Origin of the sequence: Rhodococcus sp. Eu-32 (assembly GCF_003336925.1) — a bacterium.
In the GTDB taxonomy this organism is placed as follows: Bacteria; Actinomycetota; Actinomycetes; order Mycobacteriales; family Mycobacteriaceae; genus Rhodococcoides; species Rhodococcoides kyotonensis_B.
The window spans coordinates 243,569-269,268 of sequence record NZ_QGNK01000006.1 but is presented as its reverse complement, the minus strand read 5'-3'; the positions used below and the strand labels follow the sequence as shown (position 1 = coordinate 269,268).

At 64.9% G+C, this 25,700-nt stretch carries 28 protein-coding genes and 4 tRNA genes; 14 read left to right on the top strand and 18 right to left on the bottom strand.

The genetic code is table 11. The annotated features are described in order from the left end of the window. From DK926_RS10240 to DK926_RS10230, 3 genes are all read right to left on the bottom strand, one after another. Positions 1–184: acyl-ACP desaturase (locus DK926_RS10240; protein ID WP_165839551.1), on the bottom strand; the 184-nt coding region annotated here is incomplete at its 3' end. 403 nt (positions 185–587) lie between these two features. Then, a tRNA-Lys gene (locus DK926_RS10235) sits at positions 588–660 on the bottom strand. A gap of 58 nt (positions 661–718) precedes the next feature. Further along, positions 719–1,972, bottom strand: coding sequence for a lipase family protein (locus DK926_RS10230; protein ID WP_114330298.1), 1,254 nt, complete (start codon positions 1,970–1,972; stop codon positions 719–721). An 806-nt stretch (positions 1,973–2,778) separates the two neighbouring features. On the opposite strand from DK926_RS10230, the gene DK926_RS10225 reads away from it, so the two are divergent. The 6 genes from DK926_RS10225 to DK926_RS26850 all read left to right on the top strand — a co-directional run bounded on the left by DK926_RS10225 (position 2,779) and on the right by DK926_RS26850 (position 5,023). Further along, positions 2,779–3,447 (top strand): TetR/AcrR family transcriptional regulator, encoded by a 669-nt coding sequence (locus DK926_RS10225; RefSeq protein WP_068424835.1) that lies wholly within the window; start codon positions 2,779–2,781, stop codon positions 3,445–3,447. A gap of 79 nt (positions 3,448–3,526) precedes the next feature. Then, positions 3,527–3,599: transfer RNA gene (locus DK926_RS10220), tRNA-Glu, on the top strand. A 129-nt stretch (positions 3,600–3,728) separates the two neighbouring features. After that, positions 3,729–3,802, top strand: a tRNA-Asp gene (locus tag DK926_RS10215). Between the two features lie 108 nt (positions 3,803–3,910). Next, positions 3,911–3,987 (top strand) — tRNA-Phe (locus DK926_RS10210). A gap of 90 nt (positions 3,988–4,077) precedes the next feature. Beyond that, a complete protein-coding gene (locus DK926_RS10205) occupies positions 4,078–4,632 on the top strand; it encodes a DUF6584 family protein (protein ID WP_068424832.1) in 555 nt (184 codons plus the stop codon). 88 nt (positions 4,633–4,720) lie between these two features. Continuing rightward, positions 4,721–5,023: a hypothetical protein gene (locus DK926_RS26850; RefSeq protein WP_206030933.1), complete on the top strand. Its 303-nt coding sequence runs from the start codon at positions 4,721–4,723 to the stop codon at positions 5,021–5,023. Here DK926_RS26850 and DK926_RS10195 read toward each other — a convergent pair. The 3 genes from DK926_RS10195 to DK926_RS10185 all read right to left on the bottom strand — a co-directional run bounded on the left by DK926_RS10195 (position 4,994) and on the right by DK926_RS10185 (position 6,438). Then, complete coding sequence (locus tag DK926_RS10195; RefSeq protein ID WP_068426093.1) at positions 4,994–5,290, bottom strand: ANTAR domain-containing protein; 297 nt, start codon at positions 5,288–5,290, stop codon at positions 4,994–4,996. The two genes, DK926_RS26850 and DK926_RS10195, sit on opposite strands and share 30 nt — an antisense overlap. Positions 5,291–5,398: 108 nt before the next feature. Beyond that, complete coding sequence (locus DK926_RS10190) at positions 5,399–5,986, bottom strand: XRE family transcriptional regulator (protein ID WP_114330297.1); 588 nt, start codon at positions 5,984–5,986, stop codon at positions 5,399–5,401. Positions 5,987–6,030: 44 nt separating this feature from the next. Next, positions 6,031–6,438, bottom strand: coding sequence for a hypothetical protein (locus DK926_RS10185; RefSeq protein ID WP_114330327.1), 408 nt, complete (start codon positions 6,436–6,438; stop codon positions 6,031–6,033). Between the two features lie 83 nt (positions 6,439–6,521). On the opposite strand from DK926_RS10185, the gene DK926_RS10180 reads away from it, so the two are divergent. After that, the gene (locus DK926_RS10180) at positions 6,522–7,625 is read left to right on the top strand and encodes a hypothetical protein (protein WP_114330296.1); all 1,104 of its coding nucleotides are present in this window, start codon (positions 6,522–6,524) and stop codon (positions 7,623–7,625) included. Here the strand turns inward: DK926_RS10180 and DK926_RS10175 are convergent. The 4 genes from DK926_RS10175 to DK926_RS10160 are packed head-to-tail and all read right to left on the bottom strand — an operon-like array spanning position 7,612 to position 12,663. Next, a complete protein-coding gene (locus DK926_RS10175; protein ID WP_114330295.1) occupies positions 7,612–8,517 on the bottom strand; it encodes a pseudouridine synthase in 906 nt (301 codons plus the stop codon). The two genes, DK926_RS10180 and DK926_RS10175, sit on opposite strands and share 14 nt — an antisense overlap. A 19-nt stretch (positions 8,518–8,536) precedes the next feature. Further along, the gene (locus DK926_RS10170; RefSeq protein ID WP_114330294.1) at positions 8,537–9,736 is read right to left on the bottom strand and encodes a lipase family protein; all 1,200 of its coding nucleotides are present in this window, start codon (positions 9,734–9,736) and stop codon (positions 8,537–8,539) included. A 30-nt stretch (positions 9,737–9,766) separates the two neighbouring features. Beyond that, a complete protein-coding gene (locus DK926_RS10165; RefSeq protein ID WP_243636739.1) occupies positions 9,767–11,230 on the bottom strand; it encodes an MFS transporter in 1,464 nt (487 codons plus the stop codon). 5 nt (positions 11,231–11,235) lie between these two features. Then, on the bottom strand, positions 11,236–12,663 hold the full coding sequence (locus DK926_RS10160; RefSeq protein WP_114330293.1) for a condensation domain-containing protein: 1,428 nt from the start codon (positions 12,661–12,663) through the stop codon (positions 11,236–11,238). Between the two features lie 236 nt (positions 12,664–12,899). Here DK926_RS10160 and DK926_RS10155 point away from each other — a divergent pair, with 236 nt between their 5' ends. From DK926_RS10155 to DK926_RS10145, 3 genes are read left to right on the top strand one after another with little or no spacing between them, the layout of a single operon-like run. Further along, a complete protein-coding gene (locus DK926_RS10155; protein WP_114330292.1) occupies positions 12,900–13,910 on the top strand; it encodes an alpha/beta hydrolase family protein in 1,011 nt (336 codons plus the stop codon). Beyond that, the gene (locus DK926_RS10150) at positions 13,907–14,824 is read left to right on the top strand and encodes a glucosyl-3-phosphoglycerate synthase (RefSeq protein WP_114330291.1); all 918 of its coding nucleotides are present in this window, start codon (positions 13,907–13,909) and stop codon (positions 14,822–14,824) included. The genes DK926_RS10155 and DK926_RS10150 overlap by 4 nt, the downstream gene beginning before the upstream one ends. A gap of 26 nt (positions 14,825–14,850) precedes the next feature. After that, positions 14,851–15,741, top strand: coding sequence for an oxidoreductase (locus tag DK926_RS10145; protein WP_114330290.1), 891 nt, complete (start codon positions 14,851–14,853; stop codon positions 15,739–15,741). Positions 15,742–15,763: 22 nt separating this feature from the next. Here the strand turns inward: DK926_RS10145 and DK926_RS10140 are convergent, their stop codons facing one another. From DK926_RS10140 to DK926_RS10130, 3 genes are read right to left on the bottom strand one after another with little or no spacing between them, the layout of a single operon-like run. Then, the gene (locus DK926_RS10140; protein ID WP_114330289.1) at positions 15,764–16,759 is read right to left on the bottom strand and encodes an NADP-dependent oxidoreductase; all 996 of its coding nucleotides are present in this window, start codon (positions 16,757–16,759) and stop codon (positions 15,764–15,766) included. An 11-nt stretch (positions 16,760–16,770) separates the two neighbouring features. Then, on the bottom strand, positions 16,771–17,193 hold the full coding sequence (locus DK926_RS10135) for an organic hydroperoxide resistance protein (RefSeq protein ID WP_114330288.1): 423 nt from the start codon (positions 17,191–17,193) through the stop codon (positions 16,771–16,773). A gap of 9 nt (positions 17,194–17,202) precedes the next feature. After that, on the bottom strand, positions 17,203–17,640 hold the full coding sequence (locus DK926_RS10130; protein WP_068424803.1) for a MarR family transcriptional regulator: 438 nt from the start codon (positions 17,638–17,640) through the stop codon (positions 17,203–17,205). A gap of 330 nt (positions 17,641–17,970) precedes the next feature. Here DK926_RS10130 and DK926_RS10125 point away from each other — a divergent pair, with 330 nt between their 5' ends. Then, complete coding sequence (locus DK926_RS10125) at positions 17,971–19,053, top strand: 3-deoxy-7-phosphoheptulonate synthase (protein ID WP_114330287.1); 1,083 nt, start codon at positions 17,971–17,973, stop codon at positions 19,051–19,053. A gap of 1 nt (position 19,054) precedes the next feature. On the opposite strand, the gene DK926_RS10120 is transcribed toward DK926_RS10125, so the two are convergent. Beyond that, positions 19,055–19,678 carry an alpha-ketoglutarate-dependent dioxygenase AlkB gene (locus DK926_RS10120; protein WP_114330325.1) on the bottom strand — a complete coding sequence of 208 codons (624 nt, stop codon included), beginning with the start codon at positions 19,676–19,678 and terminating at the stop codon, positions 19,055–19,057. A gap of 82 nt (positions 19,679–19,760) precedes the next feature. Between DK926_RS10120 and DK926_RS10115 the strand changes: the two genes are divergently transcribed. Then, positions 19,761–20,186: a VOC family protein gene (locus DK926_RS10115; protein ID WP_114330286.1), complete on the top strand. Its 426-nt coding sequence runs from the start codon at positions 19,761–19,763 to the stop codon at positions 20,184–20,186. Here DK926_RS10115 and DK926_RS10110 read toward each other — a convergent pair. Together DK926_RS10110 and DK926_RS10105 are read right to left on the bottom strand one after the other, a co-directional pair. Then, entirely contained in the window at positions 20,183–21,199 is a 1,017-nt protein-coding gene (locus tag DK926_RS10110) for an AraC family transcriptional regulator (RefSeq protein WP_068424789.1), read from the bottom strand. The genes DK926_RS10115 and DK926_RS10110 overlap by 4 nt on opposite strands. A 4-nt stretch (positions 21,200–21,203) precedes the next feature. Beyond that, complete coding sequence (locus tag DK926_RS10105; protein WP_114330285.1) at positions 21,204–22,376, bottom strand: pyridoxal phosphate-dependent aminotransferase; 1,173 nt, start codon at positions 22,374–22,376, stop codon at positions 21,204–21,206. Between the two features lie 152 nt (positions 22,377–22,528). Here DK926_RS10105 and DK926_RS10100 point away from each other — a divergent pair, with 152 nt between their 5' ends. Then, on the top strand, positions 22,529–23,116 hold the full coding sequence (locus DK926_RS10100; protein WP_114330284.1) for a carboxymuconolactone decarboxylase family protein: 588 nt from the start codon (positions 22,529–22,531) through the stop codon (positions 23,114–23,116). On the opposite strand, the gene DK926_RS10095 is transcribed toward DK926_RS10100, so the two are convergent. Beyond that, the gene (locus DK926_RS10095) at positions 23,043–23,990 is read right to left on the bottom strand and encodes a sigma-70 family RNA polymerase sigma factor (protein WP_114330283.1); all 948 of its coding nucleotides are present in this window, start codon (positions 23,988–23,990) and stop codon (positions 23,043–23,045) included. The two genes, DK926_RS10100 and DK926_RS10095, sit on opposite strands and share 74 nt — an antisense overlap. A 43-nt stretch (positions 23,991–24,033) precedes the next feature. Here DK926_RS10095 and DK926_RS10090 point away from each other — a divergent pair, with 43 nt between their 5' ends. After that, positions 24,034–25,020, top strand: coding sequence for an LLM class F420-dependent oxidoreductase (locus tag DK926_RS10090; RefSeq protein WP_114330324.1), 987 nt, complete (start codon positions 24,034–24,036; stop codon positions 25,018–25,020). On the opposite strand, the gene DK926_RS10085 is transcribed toward DK926_RS10090, so the two are convergent. Further along, the gene (locus tag DK926_RS10085) at positions 25,021–25,686 is read right to left on the bottom strand and encodes a DUF3239 domain-containing protein (protein WP_207890789.1); all 666 of its coding nucleotides are present in this window, start codon (positions 25,684–25,686) and stop codon (positions 25,021–25,023) included. Positions 25,687–25,700: the final 14 nt, after the last annotated feature.

The window sequence follows — 25,700 nt, the reverse complement described above, 5'->3', positions numbered from 1 at the left end:
AGAGCTTGCTCTGCTCCGGGTCGTAGTCCACACCACCCAGTTCGGCGAAGTTACGGCCCTCGTCCCACGGCACGTAGTCGTGCGGATGCCACTCCCTGGCCATGGACAAGTGGCGGTTCACGTTGTCTTCCGCAACAGGAACCAGCTCTTGAAGCAGTTCCAGTTGTGTCAGATCCCTCGCCATTACATTGCCTCCAGACATTGCGGATAACCGGACCCAGCCTACGGCACCGTAACTTTGCTGTGTGCACGCGTCGAACTGCGTCGCGCATCACGATTACCGGCTGGTACTTCGGAGATTTCCCCCATTGCAGGTTCGTTCCCCGTTCTCGAACCGTTACCGAGTGTACGACTGCATAACGGGAAAGGGCTGCATGTTTGCTGTCGATGTGCTGTGCGTCGCCGCAGACAGTCTGCCCGACGGGTGACTGCCCTTTCGCGGCCTGCAACGCATTCGTCGCGGTATCGAGTTGCAATCGTCATCCGCTGTTCGCCTCGCGGTCACGGGCCCTTCGCAGGCCGACGACGAAAAAGGGCTCGAACTTCGGGCGAAGAGCCGCGGTGAAGTTCGAGCCGTGCGCATTCGGTGCCCCCAGTAGGACTCGAACCTACGACCTGCGGATTAAAAGTCCGTAGCTCTACCAACTGAGCTATAGGGGCGCGGATCGAAAGTGTAGTGGTGCACACTCCAGGACTCACGAGGCACCCCCTCGGCCTGTCATCGTCCGAAGCTGCTGCACCCTTCCGGCGCAGGCTTGCCCGCGAGGCGGTCGTCGATCCAGGCGTGAGAGCCGGGCAACCCGGAGATCGCGACGACGAGGTGTTCGCCGACGTACTCCTCGAGTCTGACGTTCGCGCCGTTCGCGCACCATTCGTCGTAGAGCGTCTCGGCCCCTTGTCGAGGGATCCAGAATTCCTGCTGTCCTTGGTAGATGAAGACGGGCGCCGACGGAGCGAGGTCTCCGCCCATCCGGTTGTCCGCGATGATCCGCTCCGCGATGGGCGTGCGGTCCACGTTCGGGACGTCCGAGAGAGCTTGCACCGGAATGGGTGCCACCAGACCGGGGGGTGCCAACAGATAAATGCACATGTCCTTGGCGATCTGCGCCAACCTGAGGCCGTTGGCGTTCATGAGTTGGAACATCTCCGGGTACTCCCGTGCGACGCCCATCGTGGCCGAGAGGAACAGCGTCGATGCGCCGTTGTTTCCGTTCATGGAGCCGAGGAGTATTCGGTAATCGACAGGAGCACCGCCGAACGCAGTGCCGACCAGGTTGACGTCGGGCGCGTAATCGGGAGCGAGCTGCGCGGCCCAACCCGACGCGATGGCGCCGCCCGAGTAGCCGGTGATCGCGATCGGAGATTCGTGTGGCAGTCCCAGCCCGGGCAGGTTCACCATGGCGCGCAACGCGTCCAGGACGGCGTGTCCTGCCATGCGGCCCGCGGCGTACGCCTGCCGCGGTCCCTGATGGTCGGTGACGACGACTGCATAGTTCTTGGCCAGAAACAGTTGCACCGCAGCAATTTCCGGCGCAATCCCGCGCGGCAGGGTCCACGACGGGGCGCACGTGTTTCCGAGTGAATCGATGGCCATGTTGTACGCGACCACCGGACGCGTACCAGGTCCGGTCCAGGGGGCAGTGGGAACGACGACGGTGGTGGTCGCAGCGACCGGCCGGTCGTGGGAGTCGCTGGTGCGGAACAGAATCTGAGTCGATCGCGTCGGTGTTACCAGCGGTCCGACGGTGACGTCGCGAGTATCGAGAACCGTTCCTGGAGCGGAGCTTTCGTATCCGGGCGGCGGGTCGAACCACGGCTCGCCCAGCGGGGTGGCTGCAGCCAGGCTCGGGTCCTGCGCCGGAGACACGAAGTCCGCTATCGGGTCTGCGTCGACCGTCCACGGCGTCGCTGCGACGAGTGCGCACGCGAGAATGGTTACTGCTGAACGAGTTGCGAGTCTTCCCATGATCATGCCGTCACCTGAATTCGTAGTCGTCGTCGACCCGATGTGCTCTACGCCACATTAATTACCGACCGAAGCCCGGCGTGTTGGAACTGCCTGTGTCGATTTCGAACCGTTACAGAACGGGTTGCTTTCGAATGTATTCGGACGCAGTGTATTAACTGGAACATCGAGCGAGATGATTCGAAAGTTGCTGTGTCGCAACGGGTTGCACGAAGGAGTATAGGTCGAAAAGTAACTGCGAAACACGTTCTCGGATAATGTGATTCTTGGTTCAACTATCGATTTCTCGATACCGTACGACCGTGAAATGTTCGGGTTTTCGATCCCTTGGATTCGGCGTGAAGCACTATCGGGCCGGATGCCTGTTTTTCGCCTCGGGTAATTCGATCGGGTGGGGCCCGAAAGCTGATTCTCGTCTACGTGCGATCGCGTGTGCCGAGGCCGTCGTCGACGCGATCGGGCAGACGAAACGATCCGACGGTTACGTATGAAAACCGGGTAGGGTGGGTGGTGTCGTAGACCGCCGGAAGAAGCCCGGCGGCTCGGGAGGATGACACACTCCCGAGAGGTGTCGTCACGAGGTGCGCTGAAGAAGTCGGCGACTCGAGTGCGCACCCCCTGCAGCGCACTCGAGCCGAAGAGACCATACCACTCGGATTGTTTGTAATGGTCCGCGGATTTGTCCGTTTCTCGGTTTCTCGAGGAGTTCCAAGGTGGAGGACGGTCTTTTCGCGCTGCAGTGAAGTAGTCTCGAAATTGCGGTAAGCCGCTGATAGAGCGGGTCGCGTGGGTTTGGAAGGCACGGAAAACCAATGGCACAACAAGAGCGCGCACGGAGGACCCGGGCGGCGATCGTCGAGGCTGCGGCATCGGAGTTCGCGCGTCGTGGGTATGCGGCAGCGTCGGTCAACACCATCCTGGAGGGCTCCAACGCCACCAAGGGTGCGATGTACTTCCACTTCCAGTCGAAAGAGGACCTGGCAAGGGCCGTACTGAGCGCCGCTCTCGACAAGTATGTCGCGATCACCGAACGCTGGAGAGGGTCGACGCTGCACCCGTTCGACGTGCTCCACGGAATCATCGACGACCTGGCCCGCAGCTTCCAGTCGGACGTGATCGTTCGCGCCGAATTCCGGCTCATCGTCGAGCCCGAGTTCTACAGCGAGGTGCAGTCCGGAGGCGGGAAGGTGTGGGGTCTCGCCGGCCTCGAGCAGGCCCGTCGCGCCCAGGAGTTGGGTGACCTCTCGGACGAGTTCACGCCGGAGAAGTTCGTACGCGTGTTGTCCGCATCGTTGGCCGGTCAGCGCTACATGGCCGATCTCGTGTCCGACAGCCGGGACCTACGCGCGATGTTCGAGGAATCGCTCGAGGTGATCCTGTTCGCGATGGCAACCCCTCAGTGGTTGGACGCCTGGCGCACCCGCGGCTGGTCCGAAAACACCGTCTCGAGCGCTGAAAACGCCTCTGACCTGCCGGTTTGAGTTTTCCGCGAAAAGTGTCCTAAGCTATCCCAGCTCCCAACGGAACGCCGTTGAGGGTAGCGCCGGAGCAATCCGGCGGGCCCCCTTCGTCTAGCGGCCTAGGACGCCGCCCTTTCAAGGCGGTAGCGCGGGTTCGAATCCCGTAGGGGGTACGGTAGGACACGGTCGGAATTGACAAACCGGCCAGCAGTACAGCAGTCTCTTGCAGGCCGCCGCGGTTCGAAGCAGAAAAAACTTCTGCTAAGGTTTGCGGCAGTGAATTTCGACAGAAATTCGAGCAAGGCCCTGTGGCGCAGTTGGTTAGCGCGCCGCCCTGTCACGGCGGAGGTCGCGGGTTCGAGTCCCGTCAGGGTCGCAAAATCAGTGCGAAAGCACTGAGTTGCGATGCAAGTCAGCGTCACCAGTAGTGCAAGAGTTGCATGCAGTGCAGAGTTACGAGTGGGCATTCTTACCGGTGCCGCCCGGCCAGGTAGCTCAGTTGGTACGAGCGTCCGCCTGAAAAGCGGAAGGTCGCCGGTTCGATCCCGGCCCTGGCCACCACAATCTTCGCGCGCACGCGCACATCACGGCTGTCGATTCCGATTCGGAACCCGGCCTTCTCTTGCCCCCGAACATCGCTACGCTGATTCGGTGGATGTCATCGATCAAGCACAGGCCGACCTCGCCCGAGGCGACTACACGTCGGCCCGCGATCGGCTCTATTCGGCGCTGAGAACTGCCCCGGCGTCGCAACCCGTTCTGGAGCTTCTCGCCTACACTCACCTCCTCATGGGAGATCGCGTCGGCGCAGGAGCCGCGTGGTTCCTGACGTCCAAAGAAGACGACGACCCCACCGCGTCGGCCGCCTTCGCTGCGTTGGAGGCTCGGCATCGTTCGCCGATCTCGCTGGCGCAGGTTCTGCCGATCAACGCGCCGTCCGACTACTACCCGGCTCAGGCGAAGATGCGTCTCGATCGTCTGTCGGCCGCCGTCGCGAGCAACGGGCAGGTCTGGGTGCCGCCGCGCGACACGATCTATTTCGACGAGTACGGCGTCGACGCCGACGACTTCGTCGACGACGCATTCCCGATGTCCGCCGGTGGGGCGTCGGGGCGGCCTCTCAGGCAGCGAATCCTGGCGACGCTCGTCATCGTCGCTATCGCGGCGACATCGGCGTCGGTCGTTCTGGCTCTCGTGTTCTCGTAGGTCGTGCGGGCACGCATTGTGTTGCCGCGTATCGTGTTCCGCGGAGTCATCCACGATTCAACCGAAATCCCGATAGACACGAATCCGTGTGCCACCGAAGGACGATCTCATCGACCCCCATCGACGCGACGACAATTACGACGTCAATCTCGCACAAGCGCGTGTATTCGCTGCTGGATTGGCCGAGCACATCGAGAAGTGCACGACCTCGATAGAGGTCGCTCAGGCGCGGGCGTTCCGCGCGCGTGCCGACAAGGCCGAGGCACGCGCGCGGGAACTCGAGGCGCAGGCGAGTGTGCTCCGGAAGGAGCTGTACGAGATGTATCGTCAGATCGACAACATGACGGCACGTTTTCCGGAACTACGCGGAGACACTGTCTTCCGACGCTGAACGCGGGGCAAGATGGGCGCCCCAGCGTGCGAGAGCCACTCGGCGGGTCTCGGTGTCGCCGCGGTCCCCACCCTCTGCCAACGTGATCACCGCGCGCGCCAGCTCGAACAGGCTCACCCGATTGTCACGGGCGGTGGAGAACAAATCGTCGACCGCGGCAGAGACGCTACCTCCCTGCAAACCGACGAGCACACCCGTCGCGATATCGACATCGGTGCGTGAAGCGGGTCCCCGAGACGTCGTTGTGTCGGGACTTCTGTCTGTCATGAACATTCCTCGAGATGCGTAGTAATCGTGATCGAGCTGAGAGCTATTTCACTGTTCGTGAGAGCGCTCACTCTGCCACACGCCACCGACGAGAAAGTAGCCGATGCGCTAAGACTCGGATGGTTTCGCGCGAACGTGCATCCGTTCCCCCTGCGGCCCGAACAGACTGAGGATCTCGACGGGTCTTCCGTCTGCTGCGCCGAACCAATGCGGAACGCGGGTGTCGAACTCGGCGGCCTCGCCGGGCTTCATGACGATGTCGTGTTCACCGAGCACGAGACGGAGCGAACCGTTGAGAACGTACAACCATTCGTACCCCTCGTGGACGCGCGGGGACGGTTCGTGCCGGTCCGGGTCCACGACGATCTTGTAGGCCTGCATGCCGCCGGGCCGACGCGTGAGCGGTTGGATCGTCACGTTCTCGCGGCGCACCGGGGTGCCCGTGACGCGCGGGTCTTCGACAGGTGGTTCGCTGATCAACTCGTCGAGCGGAATCTGGTGCGCACGAGCGATCGGCAACAGCAGTTCGAGGCTGGGCTTGCGGTCGCCGGATTCGAGTCTGGACAACGTGCTCAGCGAAATTCCCGTTGTCTCCGCGAGAGCGGCGAGCGTCGTACCCCGTTCGCTGCGGAGCCGACGTAGGCGCGGGCCGACGCCTGCGATGACGTCGTCGATCTCTCGTTCCGGCGTGCTCATACGACTATTGCAGTTTCAGCAAAGAAGTTTGTCAAGCCGTTCGCTCAGCTGCAGGCCAGCTTTGCCTGATCGTAGATGCGCTGCGCCTGCTCGGTCGAGGGGCGGACGTCACCGGACGCCGCCTCGACTTCGAGTTCGGAGACGACGGTCGACTCGTCGGTTCCGCTCGCGATCTCGGCGCACGTGCTGTTCAACAGGGCCTTGATCGCGTTGTCGTCACGGCTGTCGGCAAGAGCGCCGAACTGTGCGCGGAAGGCCACGACGAACGCCTCGACCTTCGCGTCGTCGAACAGATTTCCCGCCTGCTCGCCGAGGCTGGCGGCCACGCTGCTGGCCGAGCCTGCCGCGTTGTCGAGGGTCTGATTCGCCTCGGACTGATCCTCGGAACTGCAACCTGCCACGACGAGCGCGAGCGACAGGCCGGACGTGAGGGCGAGTGTTCGGAACTTCATGGGTGTGATCGTAGCTTTCGCCACAGTCGCCCTAGTCGGTCGAAACGCGTCGTCCGGTGGTCCGGGCCGCTCATACTGGTGCGATGGCAACCGGGATTGCGCCGTCGACTGCGCGGGTCGGCCGGTCACCGATACTGCGCAACGCGTACGGGAGTGCGACGACCGAGGCGTTCATGATCATCGCGATCGCGACGATTCTGGTGACGCGCCTGTACCTGGAAATGACCGGCTACCCGCAGGTCGGTGGTGGCACTCTGCACATCGCGCACGCGCTGTGGGGCGGCGCCGCGATGATGTTGGCTCTGCTGATCGGCTGGCTCTTCATCGGATTCGGGGTGCGCGCGTTCGCCGTGGTGTTGGGTGGAATCGGGTTCGGACTGTTCCTCGACGAGGTCGGCAAGTTCGTCACGAAGAACAACGACTACTTCTACGGCCCGTCGGCCGAGATCATGTACGTGCTCGTGGTCGTCGTCCTCGTCGGCAACCGCATCGTGCGGGACGCGCGTAGGCCGTCGCGCGAGGAGACGCTCGCCAACGCGGCTCTCATCGCGGCGGAGGGGGTGGCGCACGGCTTGCCGGAACATCGTCGCGAGTGGGCTCTGCGCATGGTTGCGCGTGCCGAAGCGGAAGGTGCCGACGCCGAGACCGTCAGCGGTCTGCGGCTGTTGCTCGGGAACTGCAGTCCGGGAAGTGCCCGGCTGTACACGATGCGACGGTTCGCGCCGCGCCTGATTCCCGCCTTCTTCAAGAGTTCGCGCTGGGTGCCCGTCGTCGCGTGGGGGATGACGCTGGCGTCGTTCGCGGGCGTCGTCTTCGGCATCGTCCAATTGGTGGTCGGGGACTTCCACTTCGACTCCGAGGACACGACGCTCGACATCGACAGGATGGGAATCGCGAGCGGAATTCTGTTCCTGTCGTCCTGCACGACGTTTGCTCTGTCGTTGCCGTCGGTCGTGGCGTTGCGAAACAAGAAATTGTGGCCGCTGCGAATGTTGCGGATCGCCGCGCTGATCTTCACGATGCTCAATGCGCTCGTCGATTTCGCCCAGGAAGGATTCGCGGCCCTCGGCAACGTTGCGATCGGATTGTTCACGATGGCGGTGTTGTCGCACCGAATCGCCGTCAGGACCGCGGAAATAGCCGAGAACAACTTCTCGCACGGCGACGTGTTGTCTATGCCCGAGTAGGGAGCTGCAACGAGCGGGTACTCGTGAACGCCCGACGTTCACGGGTGAACGGGTCGACGAACTCGATGGACCGTGCGAGCAGTTGCAGAGGCGCGGAGTAGTCGTCGTCGGCCACGTCGTAGAACTCCGGGTAGAAGTTGTCGCCGAGGATCGGGACGCCGAGCGAGCTCATGTGAAGCCGAAGTTGGTGTGTGCGACCGGTTCTCGGCCGTAGCGAATACAGTGCGTGCACGCCGTCGTGCCGGACGATGTCTGCGCGTGTTTCCGCATTGGGCTCGCCCGGGACTTCCTCGGCGCGAAGAACGCCGCGCTCCTTGATCATTCGGCTTCGGACTGTCCGCGGGAACGTCAGATCGGGATCGAACCGTGCGACGGCGTGATACTCCTTCTCGACGGCGCGGTGCGCGAACAGTTCCTGATAGGCGCGTCGAACCTGCGGCCGTGCGGTGAACACGAGTACACCCGACGTCAGTCGATCCAGCCGATGCGCCGGACTGAGGTCGGGCAGATCGAGCTGACGTCGGAGCACGACGAGCGCGGACCGCGTGACGTACGCACCCCGTGGCGTCGTCGCGAGGAAATGAGGTTTGTCGACGACGACGAGATTCTCGTCGCGATGAAGAATGTCGATCGGAAACGGGACGACGGGTTCGTCCGGCTCGTCCCGGTAGAGGTAGATGTCGGCGCGGGGGACGAGCGGCGTGCCGACTCCGATCGGGACACCTGCCGCATCCACCACCTCGCGAGCAGCCACCTTCTCCCGCAACCGATCGGCATCCTGTGGGAACCTGCCGACGAGATAGTCGAGAACGGTGGAGGCCGACGCGTCGTCGGGCATCCTGATACGGGTAGGTCCGAGGCCGTTGCGGATGGGAAGGGGAGCGCGGGCCATGGCGCTCACCCTATCCGCCTCAGCAGTTGGTGGGTGCGGGCTCACCCCGGAATCGTGCGTCGAGCCACAGGTAGGCCTCGGGAAGACCGACGACCGTCGCCGAGAAATGTTCGGCAGCAGGGTATCCGCGGAACTGAACGGTCGCACCTGCCGCACAGTATCGACCGACCATGTCGCGGACGGGCTGGAACGGCGCGATGAAATCGTTCACACCCTGCCAGACGAACAACGGCGCAGTCGGGACGCCCTCGTAGAACGTCACGCTGTTCTCACGCAGTACCTCCTGCGCACTCGGCGTGTCCGCGAGAGACGCGGCCGTCGTCAGATCTCGCGCGCTGTGGAACGCGCCGTCGATAAGGATGGACCGTCTGCACTCGTTGAACATCTTGTTGCGCAATGACATTCCCCGGTCGTTCAAGTTCTCGGTGATCGGGAAGCGCTCGGGGTATTCGCGTTCGAGACCGAGCGCGACGGCCATCGCCATACCGAAGCCGGGGTGAGGCTGCGGACTGTAGGCGAGGTTCTGCGCGATCTGTGCGAGATCCGACGGGATTCCGCCCTCGGCGATGCCCGCGATCTCCAATTCCGGTGCGTAACTAGGGGCGATCGCGGCGGCGAACGACGTCGCCAAGCCGCCGCCCGAGTACCCGAGCAGGCCGACAGGCGAATCGGCGAGCGGAAGCTGCTGGAATCGCTGCACCGCGCGCACTCCGTCGAGGGTGATCTGACCGGCCATCCTCGCCGCGCCGTACGCCGCGTTCGGCCCGAGGTAGTCGGGTACCGCAACGGCCCATCCGCGGGCGACCATGCCCAGGTAGACGGCGGGTGCCTCGATCAGTTCGTCGGAGAACAGGCCGTGCGACGGTGCACACTTCGTCCCCAGTGCGTTGACGATCGCCTGATACGAGACGAGGGGCGTTCCTTCCCCTCGGCCGCGCGGCATGAGGACCGTCGTCACGGCGGCGATCGGGTCGCCGGAGGAGTTCGTCGACCGGTACTTGATCTGCCAGATGTCGGTGTTCGGGTATCGCGGACTGTCGGCGCGTCGGGAATCCAGAACGTCGCCCGGGGCCGCGTCGCCGATCGTGGGTGGCGCGGCGTAGAACGCGTCGGGATCGGGGGCCAGTGCAACGGGGTCGGCTGCCGCGGAGGATGCCCCGGCGAGGAGGCCGCACACGGCGGCGACGGCGACGAAGACTGCGGTGAGACGAGTACGCACGGTGGTCCTTCTTCTCGGTGGTGACATGGATCAGGCGGAGACGGGAACTGCGGGAGGGCTTTCGACCTTCTTCGGCAGAGCGAGGGCGAGAAGGGCCGAGGCCGCGACGACGGCAGTCAACACGAAGAAGACGTGGCGCTGCGCGACGACGTACGGCTGGGCGGACGCCCACCCGACACTGCCGGGTGGCACCGACGGTGTCAGATCGGACAACTGGTGGAAGAAGAGGAGACCGACCAACGCCAGTCCGACGGCCTGTCCGACCTGCTGCACGGTCGGGATGATCCCCGACGCGGAACCGACCGTGGAGCTGTCGGTGCCGGAGACGATCGTCGTCTGCAGCGGCGCGACGAAGACGCCGATACCCGCGCCGCCGACGAACAACGGAAAGGCAAGAGCGGCGACACTTTTCGCCGTCGACTCGTGGTAGGACAGTGCTGCGAAACACAGCAGCGACACACCGAACAGCACGAAACCGAGCGGCAGCATGCGAGTTCCGATGCGTGCGAACATTTTCGGCGACAGAACCGAGAACACGGCCGCGCCGAGCGCGAACGGGACCGTCACGACGCCGGTACGCACGGGGGACAGTTCGAGGCCGAATTGCAGACTCAGCGACACGGTGAAGAAGAAGCCGGTGAACGATCCGAACATCAGGATCGACAGCGCACACCCGATCGCGAACGTTCGCCGGCGGAACAGCTCGAGTCGAAGCATCGGCTCGTGATCCATTCGAGACCAGCGCTTCTCGTGTACGACGAACAGAGCGCAGAAGGCCATGGATGCGACGACCGAGAGCACTGTCGGCAGCGACCAGCCGTGCCGGTAGCTGTGCGTCAACGGATAGACGAGCAGCACCAGGCCCAGCGTGGAGAGGGCGACTCCGCGCAGATCCAACCGTGGCAATGTGGCCGGTCTCGCGTCGGACAGGCTCGACGCGGCGAGCGCGAGGGCCGTCAGACCGATCGGCGCGTTGACGAAGAACACCGTGCGCCAACCCCATTGAAGAAGATCGAGCGACACCAGAACTCCACCGATCGACGGCCCGAGAACGGCTGCACCACCCGCCGTCGCGCCGTACATCGCGAACACGACGCTGTGACGCTCGCGTGGAAACGACGACGCGATCACCGCGACGGTCTGGCCGGACACCAGACCGCCCGCGATGCCCTGGGCCACGCGCGCCACGACGAGTAGTTCCGGTGACCCGGCCAATCCGCACAGGATCGACGCCGCGACGAAACCGGCCATCCCGCAGACGAACACGGTTCGGCGACCGACCAGTCCACCGAGCCAGGCCCCGGTCAGCAACGTGCACGCGAACGCGAGCGTGTACGACGACACGATCAATGCCTGCGCGCTGGCATCGGCCTCGATGTCGTCGGCGATGGACGGTAGGGCCACATTGACGATCGTGACGTCGATCATCAGCATGAACACCGCCATCAGGCATGCGCACAGCCTGCGGTACGCGATGTGACGAGTCGACGTCACGACGATTACGCGGTCCTTCCCGACACCGCGTCGGCGAACGAATAGTCACCGGTGCGAGCCACGGACAGGAAGACGTCGCCGATGGCCGCGAAGTAGCGGTCGATGGACCGACGCGCGACGTCGGTGCCGGGAAACATGAACGTCGCGCCGGTGTGGTTCTCGAACCGATTGATCCACATGTAGACCTCGTCGGAGCTGCCCTGGTTGCCGAACAGGCCGCCGTTGACGCTGGACACGATGTCGGCGCCGGGAAGTTTGCGCACGTCGACGTAGGAGATCATCGGTGCGGACCAGCCCGGTTGCGTCGTGATGCCGCTGTCGGGCGTGACCAGCTCGAGTACGCGGTGGTAGGAGACGTCGGACAGCAGCTTGCCGGACTTGAAGGCGCGCTGCGCAACTCCCGCGAGATGGGAGAAGGTCAACGTTCCGGACACGGTGAAATGCACGGGGATGAGGCTGGAGAACCAGCCGATGGCGCCGAACTCGCCGGGCGTCGTGCGGGTGCTCTTCGGGGTCAGGCCCAGGTAGTTCTTCTTGCCGACCAACTCGTACTCGGCGATCGCTGCGGCGGCGAAGATCCCGCCGGTGATCTTGGCGCCTGCGCGCTCGCAGGCCTCGTCGAAGGCATCCGCAAGTTCCTTGTCGAACAGCGGGAAGTCCCTCACTTCCGAGCGTGTGTACTTCTCGGCGTGCGCGTCGAGCGGTAGCGCGAAGGTCGGGAGGTCGCCGCCGTTCTCTCGGACCAGGTCGATCCACGTGCGGACCTCGTGCGACCGGGACGTCAGCTGGGCACTCGCCTCGCGTTCGCGAGTGCAGTACTCGAGGTAACTGCCCAGGCACGGCTGCACGTTCAGGGTGCCTGCAGCCGCCTCGGTGTAGAGCGTCCGGAGTTCGAAGAACGTCAGTGCCTGCGAGATTCCGTCGGTGTTCAGATGATCGACCGCGGCATAGACGGTGAACGTGTCCCCGTGATCGATGACGCCGAACGAGAAGCAATCCCAGCTCGTCGGGCCAGGAGTGGTGTCCTGGACATGCTGCCGCAGGGCTTCCTGGTCGTCGAACTCACCGACGTCGGTCGGCGCGAGCTCGATGAACTCGGGATCGGTGACGTGGCGCACCACACCGTGTTCGTCGGTGTGGAACCAGCTCGCGAACGTGTCGTGCTTACGCAGGAAGCCGTTGACGGCCTGCGTCATCGCATCCGCGTTCAACGGTTCGAAGATGTCGAACGTGACGAGGCACAAACGGGAGAAACGAAAGCCCGAGTCCCGGTTTCGGTACGCGGACTTCAGATACTCCTCCTGGATGTGCGACGGTGGCACCGGGTGCGGCGGCGCGGCGTGCACGCGAGCGATGCATTCGGGGGTCGGCTTCCACGTCGTCACGTGTCCGGGTACGGGGTTCCATTCACCGATGAGTCCGAAGCTGACCACGCGACATCCTTCTTTCCGTATGCGATGTGCAGACACTGTGCGCGGCAGAACGCCCGCACGCTGTCCATGATGGGGCCGAGACTTCGTCGCAGGCACGTGTTCGGCCTTGTGAATGGCCCCAAACATGAGCGCGCCTTGTGAAGGGGCCCAAAGGATCGCGTCGTCCCGCACCGACATCTGACAGACTTGCCGTCCGTCGTCGATCCTGTTGCCGAGTCCGACATAGCATTTCGCAAATGCCGTATCGCACTGTCGCGTCGTCGTTCGTTGCCGTGGCCGCGGCATGCATCTGTGCGTTCGCGTACGGAATGCCCTCCGCCGCAGCACCTTCCGACGTCGCGTACGTGGTCGACGCCGCATCCGTCTCCGACCGCACCACGTCGCTGCAGGTCTACTCGCCGTCGATGGACCGCCCCGTCGACCTCACTGTGTTCCGTGCCGCGAACCCCGACATCCCCGCTCCCACGCTGTATCTCCTCAACGGCGCGGCAGGTGGATACGGCGGCAGCAGCTGGTTCGACCGCACCGACATACCGGCGTTCTTCGGTGACAAGCAGGTCAACGTCGTCGTGCCCACCGGTGGGGCCGCGAGCTACTACACCGACTGGCAACACGACGACCCTGTCCTTGGGCGCAACAAGTGGTCGACGTTCCTCGCCGAGGAACTGCCTCCCGTCGTCGACGCCGAATTCTCCGGTAACGGGGTCAACGCCATCGCCGGCATCTCGATGGCGGGAACGTCGGTGTTGCAGCTGGCGATCGAACATCCAGGGCTTTATCGGGGAGCCGCGTCGTACAGCGGGTGTGCGATGACGTCGGACCCGCTCGGCCGGGCGTACGTGAAGTCGGTCGTCGAAATGCGCGGCCGCGGAAACACTCTCAACATGTGGGGGCCGGATTCGGATCCTTCGTGGGTGGAACACGACGCGTTCGTGCACGCCGACAAGCTGCGTGGCACGGCCCTGTACGTCTCGAGCGGGTCGGGACTGCCGGGACCGCTCGACACGATCGACGGCCCGGACATCGCAGGCAATCCGGCCAAGCTCGCCGAGCAACTCGCCGTCGGCGCGCTCATCGAGAGGGCGACCGACGTGTGCTCGCGGCAGTTGCAGACGAGGCTCGAGTCGCTCGGTATCCCGGCGACCTACAACCTGCGCGATTCCGGAACGCACTCGTGGGGCTATTGGCAACAGGACATGCACGACTCGTGGCCGTTGCTCGCGTCGGCGATGGGGGTGTCGCAATGAATTCGGGGGTGCTTCGACATTCGTGGCGGACGCCGGACTGGTCCGTGGCCGAGCTGATCGACGCCAAGTGTGGTCGGACTGTGTCGGTCGTCCTTCCTGCGTTGAACGAGGAGTCGACGGTGGCCGACGTCGTCGCGTCGGTCGTGCCGTTGCTCGGAACGCTCGTCGACGAATTGGTCGTCGTCGATTCGGGATCGGTAGACGCCACCGCGGCGGAGGCGCGACGCGCGGGCGCGCGGGTCGTCACGCGAGAGGAAGCGTTCCCCGGGCTCGCTCCGCGCCCCGGCAAGGGCGAGGTGCTGTGGCGATCGCTCGCGGCGACGACGGGTGACGTCGTCGTGTTCGTCGACTCCGACCTCGTCGATCCCAGCCCCCGATTCGTGCCGTCGCTCCTCGGGCCGTTGCTCCTCGGAAGTCGTGTGCAGCTCGTCAAGGGGTTCTATCGGCGGCCGCTGCATGTCGACGGCGTCGCGACCGAGCAGGGCGGCGGCCGCGTCACCGAACTGGTGGCTCGCCCCCTTCTGACCGCGTTGCGCCCCGAACTTGCCGGCGTGTTGCAGCCCTTGGGCGGCGAATACGCGGCGACGCGTGAGCTGCTCGCGGCAATACCGTTCGCGCCGGGCTACGGCGTCGAGATCGGCATTCTGCTCGACACGTACGACAGACTCGGCGTCGACGCGATAGGCCAGGTCAACCTCGGTGTGCGAGAGCACCGCAATCGTCCGTCGTCCGAACTCGCGATGATGAGCCGTCAGATCATGGCCACGATGTTCGGCCGGCTCGGAATTCCCGACTCGACGCAGGAACACAGGGTGTTCGGCCTCGGCGACGACCCGTTCCACGCGGTCACCTCGCCGTTGATGACGGACGACCGGCCGCCGATGAATCACGCGTCCGCAATCGCATCACGCTGATGCTTGGTGGGCCTTAGGCTCGGGCGATGACCTCCGACCCCGCCTGGACTGCGTCCGACATTCCCGATCTGACCGGGCGGCGCTTCATCGTCACCGGGGCGAACAGCGGATTGGGTGAAGTGACCGCGCGGACGCTCGGAAAGGCGGGCGCCGACGTCGTCCTCGCCTGTCGAGACACGAACAAGGGCGACGCCGTCGCGCGGAGCATCGGACCGCGGGCGCACGTGCGTCGACTGGATCTGGCAGACCTGGGGTCCGTGCGGGAGTTCGCGCACACGGTCGACACCGTCGACGTTCTGATCAACAATGCGGGCGTGATGGCAGTGCCGAACCGACGAACCGTCGACGGCTTCGAGATGCAGTTCGGCACCAACCATCTCGGCCATTTCGCGTTGACGGGTCTGCTGCTGCCCCGCATCACCGATCGCGTCGTGACGATGTCGAGCGGTCTGCACCAGATCGGCCGAATTCACCTGGACGATCCGAACTACGACCGACGGCCCTACCGGCGGTGGGGAGCGTACGGACAATCCAAACTGGCGAATCTGATGTTCGCGCTGGAACTCGACCGGCGCCTGGCTGCAAGCGGATCATCGGTGAAATCGCTTGCGGCGCATCCGGGTTACGCGCGGACGAATCTGCAGTCGCACACCGAAACTGTCTACGACAAGGTCATGGGCATCGGAAACCTGTTCGCGCAGAGTGCAGAGATGGGTGCGCTCCCGGAGCTCTACGCCGCGACGTCGCCCGAGGTGACGAGCGGGTTGTACATCGGCCCGGACGGGCCGTTCGAACTGCGTGGGTATCCGACGATCGTGGGATACGCTGCGCGAGCACGTGATCGAACCGTCGCGGCCGGACTGTGGGAGAAATCGGAGGCGCTGACCGGCGTCACCTATCGGTGGCGCGACGAGTGACCGCCGCGCCACCGGTCTCACATCAGATGGTGACGACCATCTTTCCGGTGTTCTCACCGCGAAGAAGTCCGATGAACGCCTTCGGCGCATTCTCGAGACCGTCGACGACGGTCTCGTCCCACTGGACGGAGCCGTCGGCGAGCCACGTCGCCATCTTCTCGGCGAACTCGCCCGACAGCTGGCGGTAGGAACCGACGATGAAGCCCTTCAGCGTCAATTCCTTGCCGATCGCGAGCGCGAGGTTGCGCGGAGCGGGGGTCGGCTCCGTCGCGTTGTACTGAGAGATCGCTCCGCACAACGCGAAACGCGCGTACGTGTTGGCCGACGCGATGGCCGCTTCCAGGTGATCACCGCCGACGTTGTCGAAGTAGACGTCGATGCCGTCCGGAGCTGCCTGCGCGAGTTGCTCTTTCACGGACCCGTCGTGATAGTCGAACGCGGCGTCGAAGCCGAGTTCCTGGAGGCGTCGCACCTTCTCGGGTGAACCGGCGCTGCCGATGACGCGGCCCGCGCCCAGTGCTTTCGCGATCTGTCCGACGAGCGAACCGACGGCTCCGGCTGCGCCGGACACGAATACGGTATCGCCTTCCTTGAACTGTGCGACGGCGGTGAGTCCCGCGTACGCGGTCAGACCGGTCAGGCCGAGTGCGCCGAGGTAGGCCGACGCCTTCGCCTTGTCCAGATCGATCTTCTTCGCCGAGGACGCGTCGACGATCGCGACGTCGCGCCAGCCCTTACCGTGCGAGACGGCGTCGCCGACAACAAAAGCGTCGGAACGGGTTTCGACGACCTCACCGACCGCGCCGCCGTCGAGAGGCGCATCCAACTGGAACGGCGGGACGTAGGACTTGACGTCGTTCATGCGGCCGCGCATGTACGGATCGACCGACATGACGGTGTTGCGCACGAGGATCTGACCGTCCTCGAGCGCCGGTAGTTCGGTGGTGACAGTGCGGAAGTTGTCCGGCACCGGCTCGCCCTCGGGGCGGGACGCGAGATGAATCTCGGTGGCCTGCATGGAAATACCTCCTAGTCCTCGGTCACCGTGACGGTGACGTCGATGTTGCCGCGGGTGGCGTTGGAGTACGGGCACACCTGATGCGCCTTGTCGGCCAGCGCCTGTGCCTCGTCGCGGCCGAGATTCGGCAGCGTCACCTCGAGAGTGACCTCGAGCTGGAAGCCGCCTGCGTCGTTCGGTCCGATGCCGACGCGTGCGCCGACGGCCGAATCCGTGACGTCGGCCTTGTCCTGACGCGCGACCAACTGCAGCGCCGAGTGGAAGCACGCCGCGTACCCGGCCGCGAACAGCTGCTCCGGGTTGGTGCCCTGGCCGCTGCCACCCATGGCCTCCGGGATCGCGAGGTCGAGGTCGAGCCGCCCGTCGGAGGTGCGTGCGTGACCGTTGCGGCCTTCACCGGTGGCCAGAGCTTCTGCGGTGTAGATGGTCTTCATCTTCGGTGGTTACCCTTCCGTGTCGTGAAGCGCGTCGGTCAGCTTGACCAGCGCGTCTCGGAGATGTTCGAGGTCGGCGACGGTCATACCCGTCTTGCCTGCGAGCTGTTTGGGGATGTCGACGGCGTGGGCACGCAAGGCGCGGCCGGACTCCGTCAGATGGATCTCGACGCGACGCTCGTCCGTGGTGAGGCGTCGCCGTTCGACGAATCCGAGAGCTTCGAGCCGCTTGAGCAGCGGTGAGAGTGTGCCGGTGTCGAGATCGAGTTCGGTGCAGATCTCACGGACGCCTCGGCCGTCCTTCTCCCACAGCACCAGCAGCACGAGGTACTGCGGATAGGTGACGCCCATGCGCTCGAGCATCGGGCGATACACCGCGGTGGTAGCCCGCGATGCGGAGTACAACGCGAAGCACACCTGGCGATCGAGTGCGAGTTCGTTGGTCACGTCCTGAACGGTAGTGCACGTTTATGTTGTGCGCAACCTATATGCGGCTGCGCACCCGTGCGCGCGAATGCATAGCCGGCTACACATTCGCGCGCACGACATCGGATGCCCCGAAAGCCCCCGTGACGCGGCTGTCGACGGAAGCCGACGGGGGTCGTGCTACGGTCTGTTCCATGCAGCGCGCATATTTTTGGTTTAGCAGGCCGGCCCCGGGTGGGTCAGCCAGCGACGCCATGCGCTGAGATTCCCACCCCACGAGCCGGATGCAGACCGGCTCGACGTGTGCGTGGAGCTCCCCGAGAGTCGGTCTGAGAAACAGAAAGATTTCTCATGACTATCGACATCACCCCCGCTGGTACCGACCTCGACGAACAGCGGACCATCAGCATCAGCCCATTGGTCGCGCCGTCGTTGTTGCGCCGCGAACATGCAGCGGACGACGCGGTGTCGGCGACGGTTCGCCGTGGTCGCGACGGCGTCGTCGACATCCTCGACGGCCGCGACGACCGGCTGATCGTCGTCGTCGGACCGTGCTCGGTGCACGACACCACGGCCGCGATGGACTACGCCCGCAGGCTGGCGGAGAAGGCCACCGAGCTCGGCGACCGCCTGCACATCGTCATGCGGGTCTACTTCGAGAAGCCGCGTACGACGCTGGGCTGGAAGGGCCTCATCAACGACCCGCACCTCGACGGTTCGTTCGACATCAACGAGGGTCTGCGCGTCGGCCGTCAGCTTCTGGTGGACATCTCGGCGCTCGGACTTCCCGTGGGCTGCGAATTCCTCGACCCGATCACGCCGCAGTACATCGCGGACCTGGTCAGCTACGGCGCCATCGGTGCCCGCACCGCCGCGAGCCAGGTGCACCGCCAGCTCTGCAGCGCGCTGTCGATGCCGGTCGGCATCAAGAACTCCACGGAGGGCGACATCCAGGTCGCGGTCGACGGAACCCGCGCGGCCGCGTCGAGCCACGTCTTCCCGGGAACCGACCTCGACGGCCAGGCCGCGTTGATCCGCACGACGGGTAACCCGGACTGCCACGTCATCCTGCGCGGCGGAACCGACGGACCGAACTACGACGCGGAATCGGTCGCCGAGACCGTCACTCGCCTGCGCAAGTCGAACCTGCCGGAGCGTGTCGTCATCGACGCCAGCCACGGCAACAGCCGCAAGGATCACAACAAGCAGGTCGACGTGGTCACCGACGTCGCGCGCCGCCTCGGCGAGGGCGAGCACGGCATCGTCGGCGTCATGCTCGAAAGCTTCCTCGTTGCGGGCCGTCAGGATCTGACGCTCGGGCACAAGGAGGAACTGACGTACGGACAGTCCATCACCGACGCGTGCCTCGACTGGGACACCACGGCAGCACAATTGGACGCTCTCGCCGACGCAGTGACGCGCAGGCGCGGCTAGTTCAGCGCACCCCGCGCGGCCGGAACTGCACGCTGACGCGTGGGCCGGTCGCGCGGGTGCTCTTGGGTACCGCGTGCTCCCACGTGCGTTGGCACGAGCCGCCCATGACGATCAGATCACCGTGTCCGAGAGTGAATTTCAGCGACGTGCCGCCGCCGCGGGGCCGCAGCATCAACTGCCGCGTCGCGCCGAGGGAGAGGATGGCGACCATCGTGTCCTCGGTGGCGCTACGGCCGATGTCGTCCCCGTGCCAGGCGACGCTGTCGGATCCGTCTCGGTAGTAACACAATCCGGCGGTCGCGAACGGTTCGCCGAGTTCGCTGCGGTACTGCGCGTCCAGCGCACTCTTCGCCTCGGTCAACGCAGGATCCGGCCAGCGTTCGTGCTCGCCGTAGAAGCGCACGAGCCTGGGAACGTCGACCACCCGGTCGTACATCTGGCGTCGTTCGGCCCGCCAGTCGACCCCGGCGACCAGCCTGTCGAACAGGTCGATGGAACCGGCCCACCCGGGACGGACGTCGACCCAGGCGCCGCGGGTCAGTGTTCGCCGGGTCACCGACGACCCGAGTGGGCCGAAATCGGAGTCGGTGTCGGTGAACAGTGAGCCCTGCAGTTCCACGCTCATGTCGGCCACCCTAGCGCGATTCGAACGTATGTTCCAGTGAAAACTCGGCGCATGTGTCCGATCGGTTGTCTATGGTATCCGCATGGCATACGACGTACAGGTCACGATCGATTGCGCGCAGCCTCATGAGCAGGCGAAATGGTGGGCGGAAACGCTGGGGTGGCAGGTCGAGCCCACCGACGGGAACTTCGTTCGAGGTTTGGTTGAGAAGGGGCACGCCCGCGAGGAGGACACCGTCGTCTTCGAGGGAAACCTGGTGTGGAAGATCGGGGCCGCCATCGCGAACCCCGACAACCCCAACGGTCCGCGGATACTGTTCCAATCCGTTCCGGAGCCCAAGACGGTCAAGAATCGCCAGCACCTCGACGTGCGCGTCGGTGACGACCGCGAAGCCGTCGCGAAGAAGCTCGGCGCACGGGGCGCGCGGATTCTCCATCGTGGTTCGCAGGGGCCGTTCGACTGGATCACGATGGCCGATCCCGAGGGCAACGAGTTCTGCTTGACCTAGCGGTACGAACCGGGTGTCTGGCCCGTCCATCGTTTGAACGCGCGACGGAACGCCGACGGCTCGGAGAAGCCGAGCCTGCTCGAGATGTCGTCGACGGAGTCACCACGGCTCAGGCCCGACACCGCCGCGTCGCGCAGAACTTCCTCGCGAATTTGGTTGACCGACGTGCCTTCCTGCCGCAGGAGGCGTCGGAGATGCGCGGTGCTGACGGACAGCATCTCCGCGATGTCGTCCGTCCCCGGGGCCTGCCCGTGCAATCCGAGCTCGAGGGCCCTGCGGACCTGCGACGACGCGGTGCTGTCGTAGTCACGAGCCGTGAACAGCAGGGTCGGTGATTCGCGAAGGTACTCCGCCAGCGTTTCTTCGGTCTGGACGATCGGTGCTCGCATCGCAGAGTTGTCGAATTCGAGCGCCGCGGCGGGCGCGCCGAACGTCACGCGGGTGCCGAACATACGGTCGTACAACTTGCCGGTCGCCGGATCGCTCATCTCGTACGGCAATTCGACGGCATGGAGCTTCACACGTCCACCGATGAGCCAGGCTGCGAAGCGATGGACGAGCACCATGCGGAAGTCGGTGAGCAGTTGGCCCGCAGCGGCCCTGGCCGCTACCGGGAGGTGGCTGTTGTCCGCCGGGGGAATCGTGAGCCGCGTCGACGTCTCGCCTCGGGTGATTCCCATGGGCGGCATGCCCGAGAGCACACGCGTCGTCTCGGCCATGCGTACGAGAGCCGTCGACAGGTCGGGACAGTGGATGAGCGTCAGGCAGATGACGCGAAAACTGCCGCGGCGCATCGGAGTACTGGCCAGTCCGAACAATTCGTCGTCCGTGATCTGCCATGCCGCCTGCGTGAACAAGGTGACCTGTTCGGCGGTCAGCCTGCCGTTCGGGTCGTCGAGCGTGTCGTGCCCGATGCCTGCGATCGACATCGGATAGGCGAGGTCGACGCCCCCGCTCTCGGCCAGCGACACGGCTTTGGCGACGAAGCCGGCCGGGATTGTGCGGGCGCTCATCGGGTCACAGGTTCAGCAGTCTGTCGGCTGCCTCAGCGAGAACCTCGTCCTTCTTGCAGAAGGCGAAGCGCACCAACGTCTTCCACGGTTCCGGATGATCGACGAACGCCGACACGGGTACGGCGGCGACGCCGATCCGATCGGGGAGCGTGCGGCAGAACGCGATGGCGTCGGTCTCTCCGATTCCGGCGACGTCGGCGCAGACGAAATACGTTCCGCTACTGGACTTCACGTCGAAGCCGGCTTTGGTCAACGCCGACGACAACACGTCACGCTTCGACTGCAGGTCGACGCGCAGGTTCTCCACCCACGCGGATTCGTGGTTCAGCGCGTGCGCCACCGCAGGTTGGAACGGTGTGCCGCCGACGAAGGTCAAGAACTGCTTGGCGGCGCGCACCGCGTCGATCAGCACCCGCGGACCGAGTGCCCAACCCGTCTTCCACCCCGTGGCGTTGAAAGTCTTCGCCGCGCTCGACACAGTGACGGTGCGCTCGAACATTCCGGGCAGCGACGCAAGGGGTAGGTGGCTGTGTCCGTCGAACGTCAACCGTTCGTACACCTCGTCGGTCAGCACGAGAATATCGTGCTCACAGGCGATTTCGGCGATCCGCGTCAGTTCCTCGTGGCTCAGCACGGTCCCGGTCGGGTTGTGCGGAGTGTTGACGATCAGCAGTTTCGTGTCCGGTCCGATCGCACGCTCGAGCGCATCCAGATCCAGTGCGAAGCCGCTCCCGTCGGCAACAAGCGGCACGGTCGTCCGGCGAGCCCCGGCGAGAGCCACGGCTGCAGCGTACGAGTCGTAGTACGGCTCGATCAGCACCACCTCCTCGCCCGGCTCCACCAGACCCAGAACGGTCGCGGCGATGCCCTCCGTCGCGCCGACCGTCACGAGCACCTCGCTCGCCGGGTCGTAGTCGACGTCCAAGCGCCGCTTCCGGTCCGCCGCGATCGCCTCACGCAGAACCGGCAGCCCAGGACCGGGCGAGTACTGATTCAAGCCGTCGGCGATCGCCCGTTCCGCCGTCGCCAGCATCGACGCGGGCCCGTCGGTATCGGGAAAACCCTGGCCGAGATTGACGGCGTTCTTCTCGAGAGCCAGCGCCGTCATCTCGGCGAAAATCGTGGATCCGAACGGGCGTAGGCGTTCGACGGTCCGGCTCGAATGCTCCGCGCTCATCACAGCAGCTTATCCGGGTCGTTCCTGCAGGCTCCACTCCCGGCCCATCCGGGTCGTTCCTTCAGGCTCCACTCCCGGCCCATCCGGCGTCACATTTTCGTCGCCCGACTCGTCCGAGGTCATGTAAGCAGCAACCACCCACAGGAGAAGTCATGACCAGAATTCCACCCGTCACCCCACAGGACGCGTCGCTGCCGGTGCGGCTGACGTACAAGGCTGCGGCACGGATGTTCGGCGAGGTTCCCGAGCCGTTCGCGGTGTTCGCGCACCATCCGAAACTGTTCTTCGCATCTGCCGTCAGCGAACTGGCCGCCGACAAGGCGTCGACGACGCTTCCGGTGAGCGTGCGCGAGCTGGCCGTCTATCGCACCGCATGGACGATCGGATGTTCGTGGTGCGTCGACTTCGGCGTCATGATCCAGCGTCTCGACGGTCTCGACGTCGACCGTCTACGCGAGATCGGCGAGTACGAGACGTCGTCGAAGTACACCGACGACGAACGTGCTGCGATCGCCTATGCCGACGCGATGACGTCGACGCCGATCGACGTCACGGACGAGATGGTGGCCGATCTGGAACGACGCTTCGGCCGGGCAGGAGTCGTCGAACTGACCTATCAGATCGGCCTCGAGAACATGAGGGCGCGGATCAACAGCTCGCTCGGCATCACCGAGCAGGGTTTCGGCTCGGGGGACGCGTGTCGGGTTCCGTGGAAGGAAGCGACCGAGTCACACCTTTGAGCTTTGCCGGATTCGCGAAGTCGTACGACGCCCACACCAGACCGTCCCGGACCGTGAATCCGCCTGCTCTGGCCGGGAATCCGCGCTCGCCGGACACACCGTGCGAGTAGTACCCGAGCTGACCGTTGACCGACGCCGGAACCATTGACAGCAGTGTCTCGGGGCCGTACTTCGCGATCAGACCGAGGAAGAAGCGCGCACACTTGTCGGGGCCGTGCACGATCTGCACCGCGGTCCGCGTCGTGCCGCCGCTGTCGCCGATCGTGCGACAGTCCGGATGCAGCGCAGCGACGACGCGATCGAGGTCGCCCGTCGCCAAGGCCGTCATGAATCGGGTGACAGCGATGTTGTGCTCGGCGTCGGGGACGGGGACCGGCGCGTGGTCGACCTGCTTGCGGGCGCGCGACGCCAACTGCCGGGCAGCGGCCGGTGTCACGTCCAGAACCGACGCGATGGCGTCGAACGGGACGGAGAAGCCGTCGTGCAGGACGAACGCGACGCGCTGCGCGGGCGAGAGCGTGTCGAGCACGACGAGGGCCGCGAGCCGCGTGTCCTCCGTTCTGACGACGACGTCGAGAGGGTCGTCGCCAGGTGCGCTCGCAGTAGACACGATCGGTTCCGGAAGCCATTGTCCGACATAGCTTTCGCGTCGAGATGCGGCCGACTTCAGTCGATCGAGACAGATACGGCCGACGACGGTGGTGAGCCAGGCACGAAGATCGTCGATGGAGTCCGATTCGGCCGAGGACAACCTGATCCAGCTCTCCTGCACCGCGTCCTCGGCGTCGACGACGCTCCCGGTCACGCGGTAGCCGACCGCCAACAGGTGGTTTCGATGCGTCTGAAAGCGTTCGACGAGCGAGCTGGTGCTCATGGACGAGCAGTCTATTACCGAGCTGCTCGGTACGATTCGAAGCATGCGATTCGGACTGTTCGTTCCTCAAGGCTGGCGACTCGATCTCGTCGACATCGATCCTTCGGACCAGTGGGAGGTGATGCGCACCCTGGCGACGGCTGCCGACTCCGGCCCGTGGGAGTCGCTGTGGGTCTACGACCACTTCCACACGGTCCCCGAGCCCACCGAGGAGGCGACGCACGAGGCGTGGACACTGATGTCCGCGTTCGCGGCGTCGACGTCGCGTATCCGGCTCGGTCAGATGTGCACCGCCATGGCCTACCGCAACCCTGCTTACCTCGCAAAGGTCGCCGCTACCGTGGATCTCGTGTCCGGTGGACGCGTCGAGATGGGAATCGGCGCAGGGTGGTACGAGCACGAGTGGCGTGCGTACGGGTACGGCTTCCCGAAGGCGGGTGATCGCCTCGGGGCGCTCGACGAGGGTGTGCAGATCTTCAAGCAGGCATGGGAGACGGGCTCGGCGACGCTCGACGGTACGTACTACCAGGTCGACGGCGCGCGTGTATGGCCGAAGCCGTTGCAGGACGGCGGAATTCCGCTGTGGATTGCAGGCGGCGGCGAGAAGGTGACGCTGAAGATCGCGGCGAAGTACGCGAACTACACCAACTTCGACGGCACCCTCGAAGGATTCACTCGCAAGTCCGAGCTGCTCGAAGGCCACTGCCGCACACTCGGCCGCGACTTCGACGCCATCGTTCGCTCGGCCAACTACAACGTCGCGATCGGTTCCAGCGAGGCCGAGGTGCAGGATCGGCTGAAGCAGCTCGAGGAGCGTCTTGCCAAGCACGTGGGTGCGGAGAAGGCGGACGCTGCCCTCGGCGCGTTCCGCGGATTGCCCGGCGTCGGAACGCCCGAGCAGATCGTCGAGAACCTCACCGCGTTGAAGGAGAAGGGCCTCGGCTACGGCATCTTCTACTTCCCCGAAGCGGCCTACGACCGCTCCGGCATCGAACTCTTCGAGCGCGAGGTCATTCCAGCACTGAGCTGATCAGAGGTCGTCGGGAAGGTCGTGCGGGTCGACGAGCAACTGCTGGTTGTCGGCCTCACGCACCTTCGCCGACAGACCGATGTTCGCGACGAGCAAGGCCCATTCCTCGTCGGAGATCTCGGCCGTCGCGCGCGCGATGATCGTCTTGTCGGTGGTTCCCCATGCGATCGGCATGGGGGACACCATCTGCCAGGTGTCGCCGATCGTGTTCTTGTTGCGGTCGGCGAGCACCGAAATGGACGGAACCAGTTCGCCTTCCACCAATTCGTGGCCGGGAAGTGTTCGAATGCTGCGGGTGACCAGTGCGAAATGACGCGTGTCCGCGTCGGGTTTCGCGATGTCGACGAGCGCCAGCAACGTCACACCGCGCGCCCGCTTCTCCGCGATGACCGCCGGCACGAGGCCGCCCTTCGCGTAGAGGTCCTCGACGGTGCCGACCTTGCGCGGGGCCCAGACCGTGACCCACAGCGACGTCGCGGCCGTGATCAAGAACACCGCGCCGAGGATGTACGACCACGGATGTGCCAACCAGAAGAACCAGATTCCGGCGCCGATCAGCACCACCGCGGTCACGATGGCCGACACGCGAAGCCTGCGTACGTCGGCCATCGTCTCGTTCACCGACTTGGCGTGGGCTACGTCGACAGGAAACTGGAATTGGCGCACACGCCCATTATTAG